The organism is Pseudomonas sp. GW823-FHT06B06, from assembly GCF_058795195.1.
The window spans coordinates 36,083-54,380 of record NZ_JBXAHO010000018.1 but is presented as its reverse complement, the minus strand read 5'-3'; the positions used below and the strand labels follow the sequence as shown (position 1 = coordinate 54,380).

General features: G+C 61.5%; 18 protein-coding genes. 17 read left to right on the top strand and 1 reads right to left on the bottom strand.

Going from position 1 to position 18,298, the window contains the following annotated elements:
* Positions 1 to 44: 44 nt before the first annotated feature.
* Positions 45 to 1,784 carry a dipeptidase gene (locus tag AC1Q8Q_RS17930; protein ID WP_492615308.1) on the top strand — a complete coding sequence of 580 codons (1,740 nt, stop codon included), beginning with the start codon at positions 45 to 47 and terminating at the stop codon, positions 1,782 to 1,784.
* Between the two features lie 22 nt (positions 1,785 to 1,806).
* Here AC1Q8Q_RS17930 and AC1Q8Q_RS17925 read toward each other — a convergent pair whose 3' ends face one another.
* Entirely contained in the window at positions 1,807 to 1,992 is a 186-nt protein-coding gene (locus tag AC1Q8Q_RS17925) for a hypothetical protein (protein WP_492615307.1), read from the bottom strand.
* 100 nt (positions 1,993 to 2,092) lie between these two features.
* Between AC1Q8Q_RS17925 and AC1Q8Q_RS17920 the strand changes: the two genes are divergently transcribed.
* From AC1Q8Q_RS17920 to AC1Q8Q_RS17845, 16 genes are all read left to right on the top strand, one after another.
* Positions 2,093 to 2,551: an REP-associated tyrosine transposase gene (locus tag AC1Q8Q_RS17920; RefSeq protein ID WP_492615306.1), complete on the top strand. Its 459-nt coding sequence runs from the start codon at positions 2,093 to 2,095 to the stop codon at positions 2,549 to 2,551.
* A gap of 310 nt (positions 2,552 to 2,861) precedes the next feature.
* Positions 2,862 to 3,533, top strand: a complete 672-nt coding sequence (locus tag AC1Q8Q_RS17915; RefSeq protein WP_020797791.1) for a GntR family transcriptional regulator — start codon at positions 2,862 to 2,864, stop codon at positions 3,531 to 3,533.
* A 114-nt stretch (positions 3,534 to 3,647) separates the two neighbouring features.
* Positions 3,648 to 4,580 (top strand): 4-hydroxyproline epimerase, encoded by a 933-nt coding sequence (locus AC1Q8Q_RS17910; protein WP_033043150.1) that lies wholly within the window; start codon positions 3,648 to 3,650, stop codon positions 4,578 to 4,580.
* Positions 4,577 to 5,692 (top strand): NAD(P)/FAD-dependent oxidoreductase, encoded by a 1,116-nt coding sequence (locus AC1Q8Q_RS17905; protein WP_492615305.1) that lies wholly within the window; start codon positions 4,577 to 4,579, stop codon positions 5,690 to 5,692. Before AC1Q8Q_RS17910 ends, AC1Q8Q_RS17905 begins: the two co-directional genes overlap by 4 nt.
* The gene (locus AC1Q8Q_RS17900) at positions 5,685 to 5,921 is read left to right on the top strand and encodes a 2Fe-2S iron-sulfur cluster-binding protein (protein WP_083348931.1); all 237 of its coding nucleotides are present in this window, start codon (positions 5,685 to 5,687) and stop codon (positions 5,919 to 5,921) included. Before AC1Q8Q_RS17905 ends, AC1Q8Q_RS17900 begins: the two co-directional genes overlap by 8 nt.
* Positions 5,918 to 7,174 carry an NAD(P)/FAD-dependent oxidoreductase gene (locus AC1Q8Q_RS17895; protein ID WP_168757972.1) on the top strand — a complete coding sequence of 419 codons (1,257 nt, stop codon included), beginning with the start codon at positions 5,918 to 5,920 and terminating at the stop codon, positions 7,172 to 7,174. Before AC1Q8Q_RS17900 ends, AC1Q8Q_RS17895 begins: the two co-directional genes overlap by 4 nt.
* Before the next feature lie 74 nt (positions 7,175 to 7,248).
* Positions 7,249 to 7,998 (top strand): helix-turn-helix domain-containing protein, encoded by a 750-nt coding sequence (locus tag AC1Q8Q_RS17890; protein ID WP_492615304.1) that lies wholly within the window; start codon positions 7,249 to 7,251, stop codon positions 7,996 to 7,998.
* A gap of 228 nt (positions 7,999 to 8,226) precedes the next feature.
* Complete coding sequence (locus tag AC1Q8Q_RS17885) at positions 8,227 to 9,045, top strand: ABC transporter substrate-binding protein (RefSeq protein ID WP_492615303.1); 819 nt, start codon at positions 8,227 to 8,229, stop codon at positions 9,043 to 9,045.
* A gap of 10 nt (positions 9,046 to 9,055) precedes the next feature.
* Entirely contained in the window at positions 9,056 to 10,834 is a 1,779-nt protein-coding gene (gene lhpI / locus AC1Q8Q_RS17880) for a cis-3-hydroxy-L-proline dehydratase (protein ID WP_492615302.1), read from the top strand.
* Positions 10,827 to 11,492, top strand: coding sequence for an amino acid ABC transporter permease (locus tag AC1Q8Q_RS17875; RefSeq protein ID WP_020797783.1), 666 nt, complete (start codon positions 10,827 to 10,829; stop codon positions 11,490 to 11,492). Before lhpI ends, AC1Q8Q_RS17875 begins: the two co-directional genes overlap by 8 nt.
* A 10-nt stretch (positions 11,493 to 11,502) precedes the next feature.
* Entirely contained in the window at positions 11,503 to 12,153 is a 651-nt protein-coding gene (locus AC1Q8Q_RS17870; protein ID WP_020797782.1) for an amino acid ABC transporter permease, read from the top strand.
* Positions 12,146 to 12,868, top strand: coding sequence for an amino acid ABC transporter ATP-binding protein (locus tag AC1Q8Q_RS17865; RefSeq protein ID WP_492615301.1), 723 nt, complete (start codon positions 12,146 to 12,148; stop codon positions 12,866 to 12,868). Before AC1Q8Q_RS17870 ends, AC1Q8Q_RS17865 begins: the two co-directional genes overlap by 8 nt.
* 134 nt (positions 12,869 to 13,002) lie before the next feature.
* Positions 13,003 to 14,031, top strand: a complete 1,029-nt coding sequence (locus AC1Q8Q_RS17860) for a trans-3-hydroxy-L-proline dehydratase (RefSeq protein ID WP_020797780.1) — start codon at positions 13,003 to 13,005, stop codon at positions 14,029 to 14,031.
* A 125-nt stretch (positions 14,032 to 14,156) separates the two neighbouring features.
* A complete protein-coding gene (locus tag AC1Q8Q_RS17855) occupies positions 14,157 to 15,074 on the top strand; it encodes a dihydrodipicolinate synthase family protein (RefSeq protein ID WP_020797778.1) in 918 nt (305 codons plus the stop codon).
* 71 nt (positions 15,075 to 15,145) lie between these two features.
* Positions 15,146 to 16,540 carry a fosfomycin efflux MFS transporter AbaF gene (gene abaF / locus AC1Q8Q_RS17850; protein ID WP_033043156.1) on the top strand — a complete coding sequence of 465 codons (1,395 nt, stop codon included), beginning with the start codon at positions 15,146 to 15,148 and terminating at the stop codon, positions 16,538 to 16,540.
* A 144-nt stretch (positions 16,541 to 16,684) separates the two neighbouring features.
* A complete protein-coding gene (locus tag AC1Q8Q_RS17845) occupies positions 16,685 to 18,265 on the top strand; it encodes an aldehyde dehydrogenase (NADP(+)) (protein WP_492615300.1) in 1,581 nt (526 codons plus the stop codon).
* The last annotated feature ends 33 nt before the right edge of the window (positions 18,266 to 18,298 follow it).

Here is an 18,298-nt window from a genome sequence, read left to right as displayed (position 1 = left end):
TCAGATATTTCCTACAAGACACCTGCAAAGGAATGCCCCCAGCAATGGACTTTTCACTCAAGCACCTGGCCGCAGCTACCCTGGTGGTCGCCAGCCTGTCCTCGTTCGCCAACGCTGCACAGGCCAACATCACCCCGCAACAGAATGCGATCATCCTCAAGACGTTCAGCGATACCTCGGTAAAGGATTTCCGCCAGTTCCTGAAAAGCCTGGCCAAGCGCGATATCGCCAAGACTGACGATCTTGGCACGGCCATCAGTTCCTTCCTCGATAACAAGACACTGTCCCCTGAGCAGCAAAACCAGATCTATCGCCTGCTTGGCCTCTACACACGGGTGAAATACGGCAGCGCGGCTACGCAAACCCTGCGTGAACTGGTAGCCATCCCGACCGTGCGCGTGGACGGCGTTGCCCAACACGACAATCCCGAGTTCATCAAGATCGCCGAGAAGATCAAGGGCCTGGCCCAGGGCTTCAACCTGAGCTTTCGCAACATCGACAACCGCGTTTATGAAATTTCCCTGGAAGGCGCTGGTGATGAAGTCGTCGGCATTCACGCCCATGCCGACGTGGTGCCGGTGACGCCAGAGAATTGGGTGCTGCAGGATGGCACCCGTCTCGATCCATTCAAGGTCACCCTGGTGGGCGATCGCATGTATGGCCGGGGTACGGAAGATGACAAGAACGGCATCGTGGTCACGCTCTACGCCATGAAGGTCATCAAGGAAGAGAAGCTGCCGCTGGCCAGGAACTTCAAGCTGCTGGTAGACACCACCGAAGAAACCACGGGCGACGCCATCCCCTATTATTTCGAACGCAACCCGACGCCCAACTACAACCTGGCGCTGGATGGCGGCTACCCGGTGGTGATTGCCGAGAAAGGCTACGGCACGGTCATGGCCAGCTTCGCCAAGCGCAAGGCTCAAGGCAAGGGCGCTGAAATCACTGCGATGACAGGCGGCCTGGCGACCAACCAGATTCCGTCGACCTCGGTCGCCACCCTGGTGGCGGACAATCCCGCAGAACTGGCGGCCAGCCTGCAGAAGGCCGGTACAGAGTACGCCATGCGCAATGGTGGCAACTTCGACGTCGCCGCCAAGGTGGTCGGCAATGACGTCATGCTGACCGTCACTGGTGTGTCCGCCCACTCCTCCGAACCCGAGTCCGGCATCAACCCGGTGGCGAGGATGCTGGACTTCATCAACAGCCTCGACGGCAAGGTCGCGCTCAAGCACAACCACATCACCGACGCCGCCCGCTACGCCGCCGACAACTGGGGGCTGGATTACCTGGGGGGTAAATTGGCAGTGGGTTTCGCCGATGAGTTCATGGGCCCGCTCACCACCTCCCTGACTTATGTCGGGATGGATGACAAAACCTTCAAGCTTGCAGTCAACCTGCGAGTACCGAAGGGCAAATCCCCGCAAGTACTGAAATCCGAAATCGCCACGAAACTGGATGCCTGGAGCAAGAACAGCAACATTATACCGGCCTTCGACTTCTCCATTGCCGAGCCGATGTACCGCAATCCCGAGGGTGAATGGGTCAAGGCCCTGCTCGCCGTGGCCAGCGAAAACCTCGGCATGGAGCACAAGTTCGGCACCTCCGCCGGCGCCACCTCGGTGCACGAACTGCCCAACGGCGTGCAATTCGGCCTGGCCATGCCGGACGTCAAATACACCGGTCACAACGACAACGAGTTCAAGACCACCGAGCAGTTCCTGCTTGACCTGCAAATCGTGACCGAGATGATGAGCCGCATCGGGCAGTTGCCGAAGCTTTGATTCACCTGGCGGGGTCGCTACGTCACGGCGCCCCCACCTTCCCCATGTATAGGCCTGCTTTGCGGCGATCCGATTTGCCGGCGAACCAGGCGCCGCGGTGTAACTGTTGCACCGCGTCATCGTTCTTCGCGCTGTAGGAGCCAGGCTTGCCGGCGAACCGGGCGCTGCGGTGTACCTGTTGCACCGCGTCATCGTTCTTCGCGGGCAAGCCTCGCTCCCACAGACACATCAGGAATAACTGTTCACCAACACTATTTCCCCAACGTTCTAGCCTGAACTGACAACGCCATGATCAAGGAAGATGCACCATGCCAACCATTCACCAGGCGCATCGATTGCGCACCGGGCGCTTTTCAGCGCCGGGGCAGATCTATCTGGTCACAACCGTCGTTCAGAACCGGGACCCCGTATTCAGGGACTACATGCAAGGCCGGCTCGTGGTCGATGCATTGAAGAAGGCGCAGGAAGAAGAGCTGGTGCTTTCGCTGGCCTGGGTTGTCATGCCGGACCATCTCCATTGGCTGTTCGAGCTCAAAAACAACACGCTTACTTGCATAATGGCGAGGACAAAATCACGTATTACACTTGCATTGAATCGTTCGCTCGAGCGCGATGGTTCACTCTGGCAACATGGCTTTCATGACCGAGCGATCCGCAGGGATGAAGACCTGCCGGCGGTGGCGCGCTATATCGTGGCCAATCCGCTGCGAGCGGGATTGGTCGAGAAAATTGGGGACTATCCGTTGTGGGATGCCGTGTGGCTGTAGGCGCTAACTGCTGCGGTGTGCCTGCTCCAACGCGTTCTTCGCGGGCAATCGGATCGCCGCACCGCTGACGCCTATAGGACTTTGCACGCGCTCCCGATTTACCTGCCAAAACGTTAATTCCCCACCCTCACCGGTCTGCGGTAGCACACGTACATCGTTGTAGATCAGCACTGATATCCGCGCCCCGGCGTTCGAACGCGTGAAATGCGTGTAGCGCTAAGTCAAGCGAACAGCGTCAAGGCACAGGCCAGTGAGTTTCGGCGCAAAATTCGTATACCATATCTCTAACTCAATCCGAACGACCGCCGCCGTGAACTCACCCAAATTTAACGCACCCGACTTGGGCAATGCGCCTTCGACATCGGAAATCATCACTCGCCATCTGCGTGACGCCATCGTCGCGGGGCATTTCGCCGAAGACGAGCCTATTCGCCAGGACGACATCGCCCGGCAGTTCAACGTCAGCAAGATCCCGGTCCGCGAGGCCCTCAAGCGTCTGGAAGCCGAAGGCCTGGTGATGTTCCAGCGCAATCGCGGGGCAATGGTCACTCGGGTGTCCGATGCCGAACTGGCACAGATGTTCGAAGTGCGCATGTTGCTCGAAGACAAGGTGCTGCGCCTGGCCATTCCCAACATGACCGAAGACACATTCGCCCGCGCCGAACGCATCTGCCAGGAGTTCATCGGCGAAGATGACGTGGGACGCTGGGCTGAGCTCAACTGGGAACTCCACGCCTGTCTCTACGAACCGGCGCAACGTCCGTTTCTGGTGAGCCTGATCCGTTCGGTCAACGACAAACTGGAACGTTATCTGCGGATGCAGATGAGCCTCTCCTCCGGGAAGGAACGTGCCGACCACGAGCACCGGGAGATCGTCGAAGCCTGTCGCGCCGGTGACGTCGACCGGGCAGTGAAGCTGCTCGACGAACACATCGCCGGGGTCTGCAAAACGTTGTTCGAGCACCTGCCCCACCACCCTTGACCGTCTGCTTGATTGTGCTGATTTCGTCATCGGCGCAGGATAAAACCATCAAGCCGCCAAACCCTCGCACGGGCCACTCTTGCGTTCACTCATCTGAACGGACGTGGCCCTGTCATGAAACGCATCACCGTGATCGACTCCCACACTGGCGGCGAACCCACCCGCCTGGTGACCGGCGGTTTTCCCGACCTGGGTACCGGCAGCATGGCCGAACGGCTTCGGCGACTGGCTGAACACCATGATCAATGGCGCGCCGCCTGCGTGCTCGAACCACGGGGCAGCGACGTGCTGGTCGGCGCATTGTTGTGCGAACCGGTCGACCCCGCTGCCTGCGCCGGAGTGATTTTCTTCAACAATACCGGCTACCTTGGCATGTGCGGCCACGGCACCATTGGCTTGGTGGCGTCGCTGGCACACCTGGGCAAGATCGGTCCGGGCGTGCACAGCATCGAAACACCGGTCGGTACGGTACAGGCCACCTTGCACGACGACTACTCCGTCAGCGTGCGCAACGTGCCGGCCTATCGTTATCGCAAAGCCGTAGCCTTGCAGGTGCCGGGGATCGGCCAGGTGGTCGGCGATATCGCCTGGGGGGGCAACTGGTTTTTCCTGATCGCCGAACATGGCCTGCGGGTCGACAGTGACAACCTGGAGGCGTTGACCGCTTACACCTACGCCGTGCAGCAAGCACTGGACATTCAGGGGATACGCGGTGAAGACGGCGGGTTGATCGACCACGTCGAACTGTTCGCCGATGACGCCCAGGCCGACAGCCGCAACTTTGTGCTCTGTCCCGGCAAGGCCTACGACCGTTCGCCCTGCGGCACCGGTACCAGTGCCAAGTTGGCGTGCCTGGCGGCCGACGGCAAATTGCAACCGGGACAGATCTGGCGTCAGGCAAGCGTGATCGGCAGCGAGTTCGAGGGCTCCTACGAACGTCATGGCGAGCGCATCGTACCGACCATTCGCGGCCGCGCTTTTATCAGTGCCGAAGCCAGCCTGATCATTGAACAGGCCGACCCGTTCGCCTGGGGCATTCGCCCATGAACCAAGGCCTGGTGGCCGATGTGATCGTGATCGGTGCAGGTATCATCGGCGCCGCTTGTGCCCAGGCGCTGGCCCGGCGCGGCTTGCGCGTGCTGGTACTGGACGCTGGCCTGCACGGCGCGACAGCCGCTGGCATGGGCCATTTGCTGGTGCTCGATGACAACCCTGCCGAACTGGCCCTGAGCCAATACTCAGTGCAACGCTGGCGCGAACAGGCCCCGCAACTGCCCGAAAGCTGCTCTTATCGCAGCAATGGCACATTGTGGCTGGCGGCCAATGCCGAGGAAATGGCGGTGGCCCAAAGCAAACATATGAACCTTCAAGCCCGGGGCGTTACCTGCGAGCTGATCACCGGCAACGCCTTGCATGCCCGTGAGCCGGAATTGCGCGATGGCCTGGAGGGTGGTTTGTTGATCAACGGCGACGGCATTCTCTATGCCCCGGCGACCGCCAACTGGATGCTCGACACTCCGGGCATCGAACAACGGCGGGCACGGGTCAGCGAGGTCGATGGCAACCGCGTGCGACTCGATGATGGCCAGTGGTTGAACGCTGAAGCGGTCATTTTGGCCAACGGCATCCAGGCCAATGACTTGTGCCCCGAGTTGCCGATCGAACCGAAGAAGGGCCACCTGCTGATCACCGACCGCTACCCCGGCAAGGTCACCCACACGCTGGTGGAGCTGGGTTACGTCACCAGCGCCCACAATGCGACGGGACCGTCGACCGCCTGCAACATTCAGCCCCGCCCCACCGGGCAATTGTTCATTGGTGCTTCGCGACAATTCGGCACCACCGACCCGCAGGTCGAAGGTTGGATGCTCGCGAAAATGCTCAAGCGCACCACCGAATACATGCCGGGCCTGGCTCAACTCAACGGTATCCGCGCCTGGACCGGTTTTCGCGCCGCCAGCCCGGACGGCCTGCCGCTGATTGGCCAGCACCCCAAACGCAAAGGCCTGTGGCTGGCGGTCGGGCACGAAGGACTGGGGGTCACCACGGCGCCCGGGACTGCCGATTTACTGGTCGCGCAATTGTTCAATGAGACGCCGCCTCTGGCGGTACAACCCTATCTGCCGCAACGTTTTCTCGAAGAGGCCGCCTATGCTTGATTTGATCATGGATGGCCGCGCGCTGAAGGTGGCCGCGGGCACGACGGTGGCTGCTGCACTGGCACTGGCCGGCGACGGTTGCAGTCGCACTGCCGTCAGCGGTCAGCGCCGCGCACCGCTGTGCGGCATGGGCATCTGCCAGGAATGCCGGGTGACCATCGACGGTCGCCGCCGACTGGCCTGCCAAACGCTATGCCAGCAAGGCATGCAAGTGCAGACCCGAGCATGAACGAATACGCCGACCTGCTGATCATCGGCGCTGGCCCCGCCGGCATGAGTGCCGCCCTCGCCGCAGCGTCCAGTGGCGCGCGCATTGTGGTGCTCGACGACAACCCGCTGCCGGGCGGCCAGATCTGGCGCGACGGGCCACAGGCCAGCCTGCCGAATCAGGCCCGGCAGATGCGCGAGCGCCTGCAGGCCAACAGCAATATCCGCCACCATGCCGGCACCCGTGTAATTGCCCTCGCTGGTGCCAAGCAATTGCTGGTGGAAGACGCCGACCGAGGCTGGTTGATCGGCTATGACAAACTGATTCTATGTACCGGTGCCCGTGAATTGCTGCTGCCCTTCCCCGGCTGGACGCTGCCAGGAGTGACCGGCGCGGGCGGACTTCAGGCGCTGATCAAGGGTGGCCTGCCCGTGCAGGACGAGCGTGTGGTGATCGCCGGCAGCGGTCCGTTGCTACTGGCCAGCGCGGCCACTGCGAAACACAACGGTGCCCAGGTGCTGCGCATCGCCGAGCAGGCCTCTGCGGTCGCGGTCGCAGGATTCGCCCTGCAACTGCCGCGCTGGCCGGGCAAGCTGGTGCAATCTTTCAGTCTGTTCGACCGTCATTACCGCACCGGCAGCCATGTCGTGGCGGCCTTGGGCAACGATCGGCTGGAAGCTGTGCGATTGCGGCATCGGGGCAAAATCGTCGAATTGGCGTGTGATCGCCTGGCCTGTGGTTTCGGCCTGATTCCCAACACCCAACTCGGTCAGGCCTTGGGCTGCGCGCTCGATGGCTCGGCGCTTGCCGTGGATGCCTGGCAAACCACGAGCCACACCGACCACTACGCCGCTGGCGAATGCACCGGTTTCGGCGGCAGTGAGCTGGCACTGGTTGAAGGGGCAATCGCCGGGCATGTGGCGGTGGGTAACACCGCGGCGGCACGGGATTTGTGGCCACGTCGCGCGCGCTGGCAGGGTTTCGCCAAGGCGTTGAACAGCGCCTTCAGCCTCGACCCGCAGCTCAAGTCGCTGGCGCAACCCGACACGCTGGTCTGTCGTTGCGAAGACGTACCCTACTCGGCACTGTCCGGGCACGTTGGCTGGCGCGAGGCCAAACTGGCCAGTCGCTGCGGCATGGGCGCCTGCCAGGGCCGGGTGTGTGGCGGTGCCTTGCAGTATCTGTTCGACTGGCAACCCACGGCGCCCCGGCCGCCGTTCAACCCGGCGCGCATCGAAACCCTGATGTGCCTGGATGACACGCCACCGGTGTAAACGCTCGCTTCGGGGTTTCGGGGGCGCTGCCGAGTCTTTATAGTCCCGGTAGTCGCCACCAGGCCCCTCTTGATATGTTCCCCTCACTCAATCATTTCAAACCCTGCGACCTGCCGACGCTGCTGAACAGTTTGCAGGCCATCGCGACGCTGCTCGATACCCTGACGGACGTGGTGTTTTTCATCAAGGACTGCGAGGCCCGCTACGTTTTCGTCAACCAGACCCTGGTCCGACGCTGTAGCTTCAAGCACAGTGACCAACTGCTGGGGCTGACAGCAGAGCGTGTCTTCCCGGAGCGCTTTGGCCCGATTTACACCGAACAGGATCGACGGGTGTTGGCCACCGGACGCGAATTGGCCGACCAACTCGAACTGCACCTGTATTTCGGTAACCAGCCAGTCTGGTGCCTGACCCATAAACTCGCGCTGCGCGATGAACATGGGCAGATCGTCGGCCTGGCCGGCATTTCCCGTGACCTGCAGTTGCCCCAGGCCAACCACCCGGCGTTCCAGAAACTGGCAGCGGTGGACGCGCACATCCGTCGTCATTTTGCTCGACCTATCAGCCTTGCCGAACTGACGGCAATCGCGGGTTTTTCGGTTGCGCAACTCGAACGCCATTGCAAACGGGTGTTCCAGCTCACCCCACGGCAGATGATCCACAAGTCCCGGCTCGAAGAAGGTACGCGGTTGTTGCTGGAGAGCGACCTGCCCATCACCGAAATCGCCCTGCGCTGCGGCTACACCGACCACAGTGCTTTCAGCCGCCAGTTCCGTGCCCTCACCAGCCTTTCGCCCAGCCAGTTCCGCGATCGCGGTCGTTAAATGTTCCTTTAAGGGGCGCCCCGCACACAGGGTGCTCCCTTCTGTAACACCTGCCTGCCCGGCGACACGACGCCGCTGCCCTGCTCCCGACTTGTAAACCGCCCTGACTCAAGGGCTGGAAAATATTTGCCGGTAAAAAGGCAAATCGGCACAACCGTTGCTATTGTTAATATCGTATACGAAATCCCCAATACGATATCTAACAGCACTTCCGACAACGAGGCCTCTATGAAAAACCCCGCATTTGCCGTAGCCCTCAGCGCTGTTCTCAGTACTACCTTCATCGCCACCGCACAGGCTGACAAACTCGACGACATCATCGGTTCCGGGAAGCTGCGCTGCGCCGTGACGCTGGACTTCCCGCCCATGGGTTTTCGAGATGCCAGCAACGCCCCGGCGGGTTTTGACGTGGACTATTGCACCGACCTGGCAAAGGTCCTCGGGGTCGAGGCCGAAGTGGTCGAAACACCCTTCCCGGACCGCATTCCAGCACTGATATCCGGGCGGGCCGACGTGATTGTCGCCTCGACCTCCGACACCCTTGAGCGGGCCAAGACCGTCGGCCTGACCGTGCCGTACTTCGCCTTCCAGATGGTCGTCCTGACCCGCGATAACACCGGCATCAACAGTTTCGACGACATCAAGGGCAAGGCACTGGGCAACACCAGTGGCACCTATGAAGCCATTGCCCTGGAGAACGATGTGAAGAAATGGGGCACCGGTACCTTCCGTGCCTACCAGTCACAAAACGACACGCTGCTGGCGGTGGCCCAGGGTCATATCGACGCCACGGTGGTCACCAATACCGTCGCCGCCGCAACGATCAAGGCGGGTAAATACAAAAACCTGAAGATCGCCGGCAACGCGCCCTACACCATCGACTATGTCTCCCTGGGTACCAAGCGCAACGAGTACGGCCTGCTCAATTACCTCAACCTGTTCGTCAACCAGCAGGTACGCAACGGTCGCTACAAGGAGTTGTTCACCAAATGGGTCGGCACCGAGATTTCGCCGAGCGACCTGACCGTGCCAAAGGTCTACTACTGAGGTGCCCGGCATGCCTAGGCCCACTTCTCTGACCGGTCGCAGCCTGGTCCCGGGCGCTGCCCAGGGTGCCCTGCTGTTTGCCGATGTCGGGTTGAGCTTCTGGGGCGGAGTCGACCCCTTGCGGGGTGAAATCATCGACCGTCACCATCCCCTCAGCGGCGAATACCTGAGCGGTCGAGTGCTCGCCATTCCCAGCGGACGCGGTTCGTGTACTGGCAGCAGTGTGCTGATGGAACTGATCAGCAACGGTCATGCACCAGCCGCTCTGGTACTGGCCGAAGCCGATGAGATCCTGACCTTGGGCGTGCTGGTGGCACAGATGATTTTCGAGCGTTCGCTGCCGGTGCTCTGCATCGGCAGCGAGGCCTTCGCCGCCTTGCGCGGCAAGGCCTTTGCCCGAATCGACGGTGCCAGTCTGGCCGTGTTCGATCACATCCCCGTCGACAACTGGCAGCCATCCGAAACGCCGACGCAGGCTCGCGATACCAGCACAGCAATCGAACTCAGGGAGTTCGACCACGCGTTGCTCAACGGCGCGCATGGCAAAGCGGCGCAGATGGCCATGCAAATCGTCCTGCGCCTGGCCGAACTGCAAGGTGCCCAGCGTCTTATAGATGTTACCCAGGCGCACATCGACGGTTGCATTTACACCGGACCTGCGAGCCTGCGCTTTGCTCAACAACTGGTGCAGTGGGGCGCCAAGGTTCGGGTCCCCACTACCCTCAATTCAATATCCGTTGACCAGCGTCGTTGGCGCGAGCTGGGCATCGACCCACTGCTCGGCGAGCCGGCCAGCGCCGTGGGCGACGCCTACATGGCAATGGGTGCACAGCTCAGTTTCACCTGTGCGCCCTATTTGCTCGACAGCGCACCGAAGGCCGGCGACCAGATCGTCTGGGCCGAATCCAACGCGGTGGTCTACGCCAACAGCGTGCTTGGGGCACGCACCCTGAAGTACCCCGACTACCTGGATATCTGCATCGCCCTGACCGGCCGCGCGCCCCTGATCGGCTGCCATCTGGACGCGCCACGCAAAGCCCGCCTGCGCGTTGAATTGCCGGAATTGGCTGAACTCGACGATGCATTCTACCCCTTGCTCGGTTACCACATCGGCGCACTCGCGGGCAGCCGGATCCCGCTGATATTCGGCCTGGAACAACGCCAGCCAGACCTGGACGACTTGAAAGCCTTCGGCGCGGCGTTCGCCACCACGTCCGCCGCGCCGCTGTTCCACATCGCCGGGGTCACCCCCGAAGCACTCGACCCGGCGCAGGTGCTGGAGCCGGATACCCCGCTGCCCGTGGCAACGATCCGCCTGGAGGACCTGCTGGTCAGTTGGCGTGAGCTCAACAGCGCCAGGGACAACCACGTGGAGGTGGTCTCGCTGGGTAACCCGCACTTCTCGCTCAGCGAGTTCGCCCGCTTGGCACAGCTGTGTCGCGACCGGGTCAAGCACCCCGAGGTGGTGCTCGCCATCACTTGCGGTCGTGCGGTGCTGGAGCAGGCCCGTGACGCCGGGTACATCGATGTCATTGAAACCTTTGGCGCCACCCTGGTGACCGATACCTGCTGGTGCATGCTCGGCGAACCGGTAATCCCGCGGGCCGCCACCACCTTAATGACCAATTCGGGCAAGTACGCCCATTACGCACCCGGCCTGGTGGGGCGCAACGTGCACTTCGCCAGCCTGGCCGAATGTGTCGATGCCGCCTGCACCGCCACCGCCAGCGGGCGTCTGCCGAGCTGGTTGCAACCTGCCTTGCCGATGGAGAACCGCTCGCATGTTTGACTACACCTTCCAATGGCGCACCGCCCTGCGTGCCTTGCCGGACATGCTCACCGGCGCGTGGGTCACGTTCGAGACCGCTGCGCTGTCGATGATTTTCGGTGTACTGATTGCCCTGGTCCTGACGGTCATGCGCGAAGCCAGGCACCCGCTGCTGCGTGGCATCGGCAACGGCTGGGTATCGATTGCCCGCAACACTCCGTCGCTGTTCCAGATTTACATCCTGTACTTCGGCCTCGGCTCACTGGGCCTGCATGTCAGCTCCTGGCTCGCGCTACTGGCCGGGATCACTTTCAACAACGCCGGTTATCTCGCGGAAAACTTCCGTGGCGGGCTCAAGGCGGTGCCCCACACCCAGGTACGTGCCGCGCGCTCACTCGGCATGAGTGCCTTCCAGACCTACCGCATGATCATCGTCCCGCAACTGCTACGAATCGTCTTCTATCCGCTCACCAATCAAATGGTGTGGGCGGTGCTGATGACATCGCTGGGGGTCATCGTCGGCCTTAACAATGACCTGACCGGAGTGACTCAGGAATACAACGTCAAGACCTTCCGCACCTTCGAATACTTCGCCATCGCAGCAGTGCTGTATTACCTGATTGCCAAGGCGATCGTCGCGGCAGCCCGGCTGATGGCCTGGCGGTTGTTCCGTTACTGAGGAGCTGTCCATGTTTTCCACCGAGTTTTCCTCCAATGACCTGTTGTTCCTGCTCGACGGCGCCTGGGTCACGCTGCAATTGACGTTCTGGGCGATCATTCTCGGTTCCATTGCAGGGCTGTTGTTCGGGTTGCTGCGCGCCCTGTTCCCACGGCTCAGCCTGCCGCTGGCCTGGGTGCTGGACGTGTTTCGCAGCGTGCCGTTGCTGATCCAGTTCGTCCTGTTCAACTCGCTCAAAAGCATCGTCGGCCTGAACATCAGCGCCTTCAGCGTCGGTTGCATTGTGCTGGGGGTCTACACCGCGGCGTACTTTACCGAAATCGTGCGCGGCGGCGTGCTGTCGGTGCCGTTCACGGTGCGCCGCGCCAGTCGTTCGTTGGGCCTGAGCTTCCTGCAGGACCTGCGCTGGATCGTCCTGCCGATGGCCACTCGCGTGGCCTTTCCCGGCTGGCTGAACCTGGTGCTGGGCGTGATGAAGGACACCGCGCTGGTGATGTGGATCGGCATCGTCGAACTGCTGCGCGCCTCGCAAACCATCGTGACCCGCATCCAGGAACCGTTGGTGGTGCTATGCATCGCGGGCCTTATCTACTACGTCATGAGCCTGGTGGTCGCACGCCTGGGCGCTCGTCTGGAAAGAAGGTGGCAAGAAAATGATTGAGATCGAGAACGTACACAAATCCTTCGGCAATCTCGAAGTGATCAAGGGAGTGAACCTCACGGTGAGCAAGGGCGAGGTGGTGTCAATCATCGGTGGCTCCGGTTCTGGCAAATCGACCTTGTTGATGTGCATCAACGGCCTGGAGCCAATCCAGAAAGGCAACATCCGGGTCGACGGCGTCGAGGTCCATCACAACGCCACCGACCTGAACCGCCTGCGGCAGAAGATCGGCATCGTGTTCCAGCAATGGAACGCTTTTCCGCATTTGACTGTGCTGGAGAACGTCATGCTGGCGCCGCGCAAAGTGCTGGGTAAAAGCAAGGCCTGCGCCGAGGAACTGGCGGTACGGCAGCTGACCCACGTGGGCCTGGGCGACAAACTCAAGACCTTCCCCGGCAAGCTGTCTGGCGGTCAGCAACAACGCATGGCCATCGCCCGCGCCCTGGCCATGTCACCGGACTACATGCTGTTCGACGAAGCCACCTCGGCTCTGGACCCACAGTTGGTCGGCGAAGTGCTGGATACGATGCGCATGCTCGCCGAGGACGGCATGACCATGGTGCTGGTGACTCACGAGATCCGTTTCGCGCGGGACGTGTCCGACCGCGTGGCGTTCTTTCGCAACGGTCTGGTGCATGAGATCGGCTCACCGGATCAGGTGATCGGCAATCCGGTGCATGCGGAGACGGCGGCGTTTCTCAAATCGGTGAAATAACCGGTGGCCCCTTCGCGAGCAGGCTCGCTCCCACAGGATCTGGTGGTGTACACACAATCACGAGCCAATCCATAAACCTGTGGGAGCGGGCTTGCCCGCGAAGAGGCCCGAACAGTCAACACAAGGAGCAGAGAATGCGTTCATCGAAAGTGATTCATGTAGTCAGTTGCCACGCCGAAGGTGAAGTCGGCGACGTCATTGTCGGCGGAGTCGCACCACCGCCCGGCGCCACGGTGTGGGAACAATCGCGCTGGATTGCCAAAGACGAAAACCTGCGCAACTTCGTACTCAACGAACCCCGGGGCGGAGTGTTCCGACACGTCAATCTGTTGGTGCCGGCCAAGGACCCGCGGGCGCAGATGGCCTGGATCATCATGGAGCCAGCGGACACGCCGCCGATGTCAGGCTCCAACTCATTGTGCGTGGCCACCGTGTTGCTCGACACCGGTATCGTGCCAATGACCGAACCGCAAACCCGGCTGGTGCTCGAAGCACCCGGCGGCCTGATCGAAGCCGTCGCCGATTGCCGTGATGGCAAGGTCGAACGGGTGGAAATCAAAAACGTGCCGTCCTTCGCCGATCGTCTCGATGCGTGGATCGAAGTGCAAGGTGTCGGCACGCTCAAGGTCGATACCGCCTACGGCGGCGACAGCTTTGTGATCGCCGATGCCCAGGACCTGGGGTTTTCAATCAGCCCCGATGAAGCGGCCGACCTGGTGGCGGTTGGGTTGAAAATCACCCGGGCCGCCAATGAGCAATTGGGCTTTGTCCATCCGCTGAACCCCGATTGGTCGCACATTTCCTTTTGCCAGATCGCCGCGCCCATCGTTCGTGAGCAGGGCATTGCCACGGGTGCCAATGCGGTGGTGATTCAACCGGGCAAGATCGACCGCTCGCCTACCGGCACTGGCTGCTCCGCGCGGATGGCCGTGTTGCAGGCCAAAGGCTTGATGGGCGTTGGGGACAGATTTATCGGTCGCTCGATCATCGGCTCAGCGTTCCACTGCCGTATTGACTCGCTGACCGAAGTGGCCGGGCGCCCCGCCATCTACCCGTGCATTTCCGGGCGGGCCTGGATTACCGGTACCCATCAATTACTGCTCGACCCAAGCGATCCGTGGCCACAAGGCTATCGACTGTCAGACACCTGGCCGGGTGCCTGAATGCTCAATCGCTGATCCCCGACCAACGGCCCGAAAAAACACCCGAAAACGTAAACAAACCACTGGCTGATTTCTTTCACTTTCAATATCGTATACGAAATACAATAAACAATCTGGAGGCAACAATGAGCAAGCGTGTTAACTGGAGTGGCGTGTTCCCAGCGGTGACCACTCAATTCAACGATGACTTCTCCATCAACCTGGAAAAAACCCATGAAGTCATTTCCAACGTGATCCGCGACGGCGTATCAGGACTGGTGGTTTGCGGCTCGGTAGGCGAAAACACCTCGCTGAGTGCCGCCGAAAAAATTGCCGTGACTGAAGTCGCGGTCGCGGCCTCGGGCGGCCGTGTACCGGTGATTTGCGGCGTAGCCGAGTTCACCAGCGTGGAAGCGGCCAAGGTCGCTAACGCGGTACGCAGGGTCGGCGTCGATGGCGTGATGCTAATGCCGGCGCTGGTCTACGGTTCCAAGCCGTTCGAAACCGCCGAGCATTACCGTTACGTGGCGAAAAACGCCGACGTGCCGCTGATGGTCTACAACAACCCGCCAATCTACAAAAACGACGTGACCCCGGACATCCTCATAGCCCTCGCCGACTGCGACAACGTGGTGTGCTTCAAGGATTCCTCGGGCGACACTCGCCGCTTCATCGACATTCGCAATGAAGTGGGAGACCGTTTCGTGTTGTTCGCCGGCCTCGACGACGTGGTGCTGGAAAGCCTCGCCGTGGGCGCTGAAGGCTGGGTGTCGGGCATGTCCAACGTATTCCCCAAAGAGGGCGAAACCATCTTCCGCCTGGCCAAGGCCGGACGCTATGCCGAAGCCATGCCGATCTACGAATGGCTGATGCCGATCCTGCACCTCGACGCCCGTGCCGACCTGGTGCAGTGCATCAAGCTGTGCGAAGCCATCGCCGGTCGCGGCAGCGCCCTGACCCGTCCGCCACGCCTGGCCCTGCCGGAAGCCGATCGCGTCTTTGTCGAGCAGATCATGGCCAAGGCCCTGGCCAACCGTCCGCACTTGCCGGACGTCGGTCTCTGAGTGATTGCCGGGTGGGTCTTCGCGGACCCGTCCCGGCTGCCTGTTTTTGCGCATCTACAGGAAACGCCAGCATGTCCAACGCTCAACACCCGTCTAGCGCAACCACACCCTCGGGACTCAAACGTGTCGTGGCCGCCGCCATGGCCGGCACCGTTGCCGAATGGTATGAATTCTTCCTTTATGGCACCGCTTCGGCACTGGTCTTCGGCCAGTTGTTCTTCCGCCAGACCGACAGCCCCATCGATGGCATCATCGCTGCCTTCGCCCTGTATGCCGTGGGCTTTCTCGCCCGTCCGCTGGGCGGGCTGGTGTTCGGTCACTACGGTGACAAGTACGGCCGCAAACGCCTGCTGCAATTAAGCCTGGTGGTGGTTGGCATCACCACCTTCCTGATGGGCTGCCTGCCCGGCTTCAACCAGATCGGCTATGCCGCGCCGGTGTTGCTGGTGCTGTTGCGGTTGATCCAGGGCTTCGCCTTTGGCGGCGAATGGGGCGGTGCGATCTTGCTGGTGTCCGAGCACTGCCCGGACAACCGTCGAGGCTTCTGGGCCAGTTGGCCACAAGCCGGTGTTCCAGCCGGCAACCTGGTGGCGACGGTTGCCCTGCTGCTGTTGTCGTCGAACCTGTCCGAGGAGCAATTCCTCGCCTGGGGCTGGCGCGTAGCATTCTGGTTCTCGGCCGTGGTGGTACTGATCGGCTACTGGATTCGCACCAGTGTCGATGACGCACCGATTTTCAAGGAGGCCCAGGCTCGTCAGGCGCAGACCAGGCATCAGCAACTGGGCGTGGTCGAAGTGCTGCGCCACCACTGGCGTTCGGTGCTGGTCGGTATCGGCGCGCGGTTTGCCGAGAACATCCTCTACTACACCGTCGTGACCTTCTCGATCACTTATCTGAAACTGGTGGTGCACAAGGACACGTCAGAGATTCTGTTGCTGATGTTCGGCGCTCACTTGCTGCACTTCTTCCTGATTCCGTTGATGGGTTATCTGTCGGATCTGGTCGGGCGCAAACCGGTTTACCTGGTGGGTGCAGTACTCACCGCGTTTTGGGGATTCGTCGGCTTCCCGATGATGGACACCGGCAACAATTGGCTGATCATGGCGGCCATCACCCTGGGCCTGGCCATCGAATCGATGACCTACGCGCCCTACTCGGCGCTGATGGCCGAGATGTTTCCGACCCACGTGCGCTACACCGCACTCTCGCTGTGCTACCAGGTGGCGCCGATCTTCGCGGGCTCGCTGGCGCCACTGATCGCGATCACCCTGCTCAACAAGTACCACAGCTCGACACCGATCGCGCTCTATCTGGTCGGCGCTTCGCTGATCTCCATCGTGGCCGTCGGGCTGACCCGGGAAACCCGTGGCAAATCGTTGCACACGGTAGATGCCGAGTCTGCTGCGCGGATTGCGGCGCTGGCCTCGCCTGCGACGACCCCACGTCGCGCCGACTCACTGGCGTAAACCCTGTAGGAGCGAGCATGCTCGCGATGGACGTCAACGATGACGCGTGCATTCTGGATTCACGCGGTGCCCTTGAGTGCCTCGCGAGCATGCTCGCTCCTACAGAGGAGTTGAATTACCCCTTTTTTGACAGGAGCCTTTTAGATGCCTGAGATCCTCGGTCACAACTACATCGGCGGTACACGCAGCGCCGCCGGCAGCATCGCGCTGCGAAGCCATGACGCAAGTACTGGCGAAGCCCTGCCCTTCTCGTTCATGCAAGCCACCGCAGAAGAAGTGCACGCCGCCGCCCAGGCCGCCGCAGCCGCCTACCCGGCCTTTCGCAACCTGCCGGCCAGCCGCCGTGCGGAATTTCTCGAGGCCATCGCCACGCAACTGGACGCGCTTGACGATGAGTTTGTCGCCCTGGTCACTCGCGAGACGGCACTGCCAACCGCTCGCATACAGGGTGAGCGTGCTCGCACCAGCGGCCAGATGCGCCTGTTCGCCCAAGTCCTGCGTCGTGGTGATTTCTACGGAGCGCGCATCGACCGCGCCTTGCCCGAACGCCAACCACTGCCACGGGTAGACCTACGTCAGTATCGAATCGGTGTCGGCCCGGTCGCCGTTTTCGGCGCGAGCAATTTCCCCCTGGCGTTCTCCACCGCCGGTGGCGATACCGCTGCCGCCCTGGCCGCCGGTTGCCCGGTGGTGTTCAAGGCCCACAGTGGACATATGGCAACTGCCGAACGGGTGGCTGATGCGATCATTCGCGCCGCCGAGCAGACGGACATGCCCAAGGGCGTGTTCAACATGATCTACGGCTCCGGCGTGGGCGAAATCCTGGTCAAGCATCCGGCGATCCAGGCTGTTGGTTTCACCGGCTCACTCAAGGGCGGCCGTGCCCTGTGCGATATGGCCGCTGCAAGATCACAACCGATTCCGGTGTTCGCTGAAATGAGCAGCATCAACCCGGTCGTGGTGTTGCCTCAAGCCTTGCAAGTTCGTGGCGAAAAAATCGCCAGTGAGCTGGTGGCATCGGTGGTCCAGGGCTGCGGTCAGTTCTGTACCAATCCCGGCCTGGTCATCGGCATCTCGTCACCGCGATTCGACGCTTTCACAGCGCTGCTCAGTGGTCTGATGAGCGAGCAACCGCCCCAGACCATGCTCAACGCCGGAACCCTTGCCAGCTATAAAAAAGCTCTGCGGGCACTGCTCAGTCATCCAGGGGTGACCCACCTGGCCGGTCAAGAACAGCTGGGCAACCAGGCCCGACCACAACTGTTCAAGGCCGACGCCAGCCTGCTGCTCAAGAGTGATGCGCTGCTGCAGGAAGAGGTATTCGGCCCGACGACCGTGCTGGTTGAAGTCGCCAATGCGGGGGAACTGCAGCAAGTGTTGCAAAGCTTGCACGGTCAACTGACCGCCACGTTGATAGCAGAAACCATCGACCTGCAAATCTGCACAGGCGTCTTGCCGCTGCTGGAGCAGAAAGTCGGTCGTGTGCTCTTCAATGGCTACCCTACCGGCGTCGAAGTCTGCGATGCGATGGTACATGGCGGCCCCTACCCGGCCACTTCCGATGCTCGTGGCACCTCAGTCGGCACCCTGGCCATCGAGCGATTCCTGCGCCCGGTGTGCTACCAGAACTGCCCCGACACCTTGCTGCCCGAAGCGCTTCAGAACGCCAACCCACTGGGCCTCAATCGCCTGGTCGATGGCATCCTCCAGCGCCAGTCGCTGTAAACCGAACGGGCGCCATGGGCGCCCGTTTGCTTT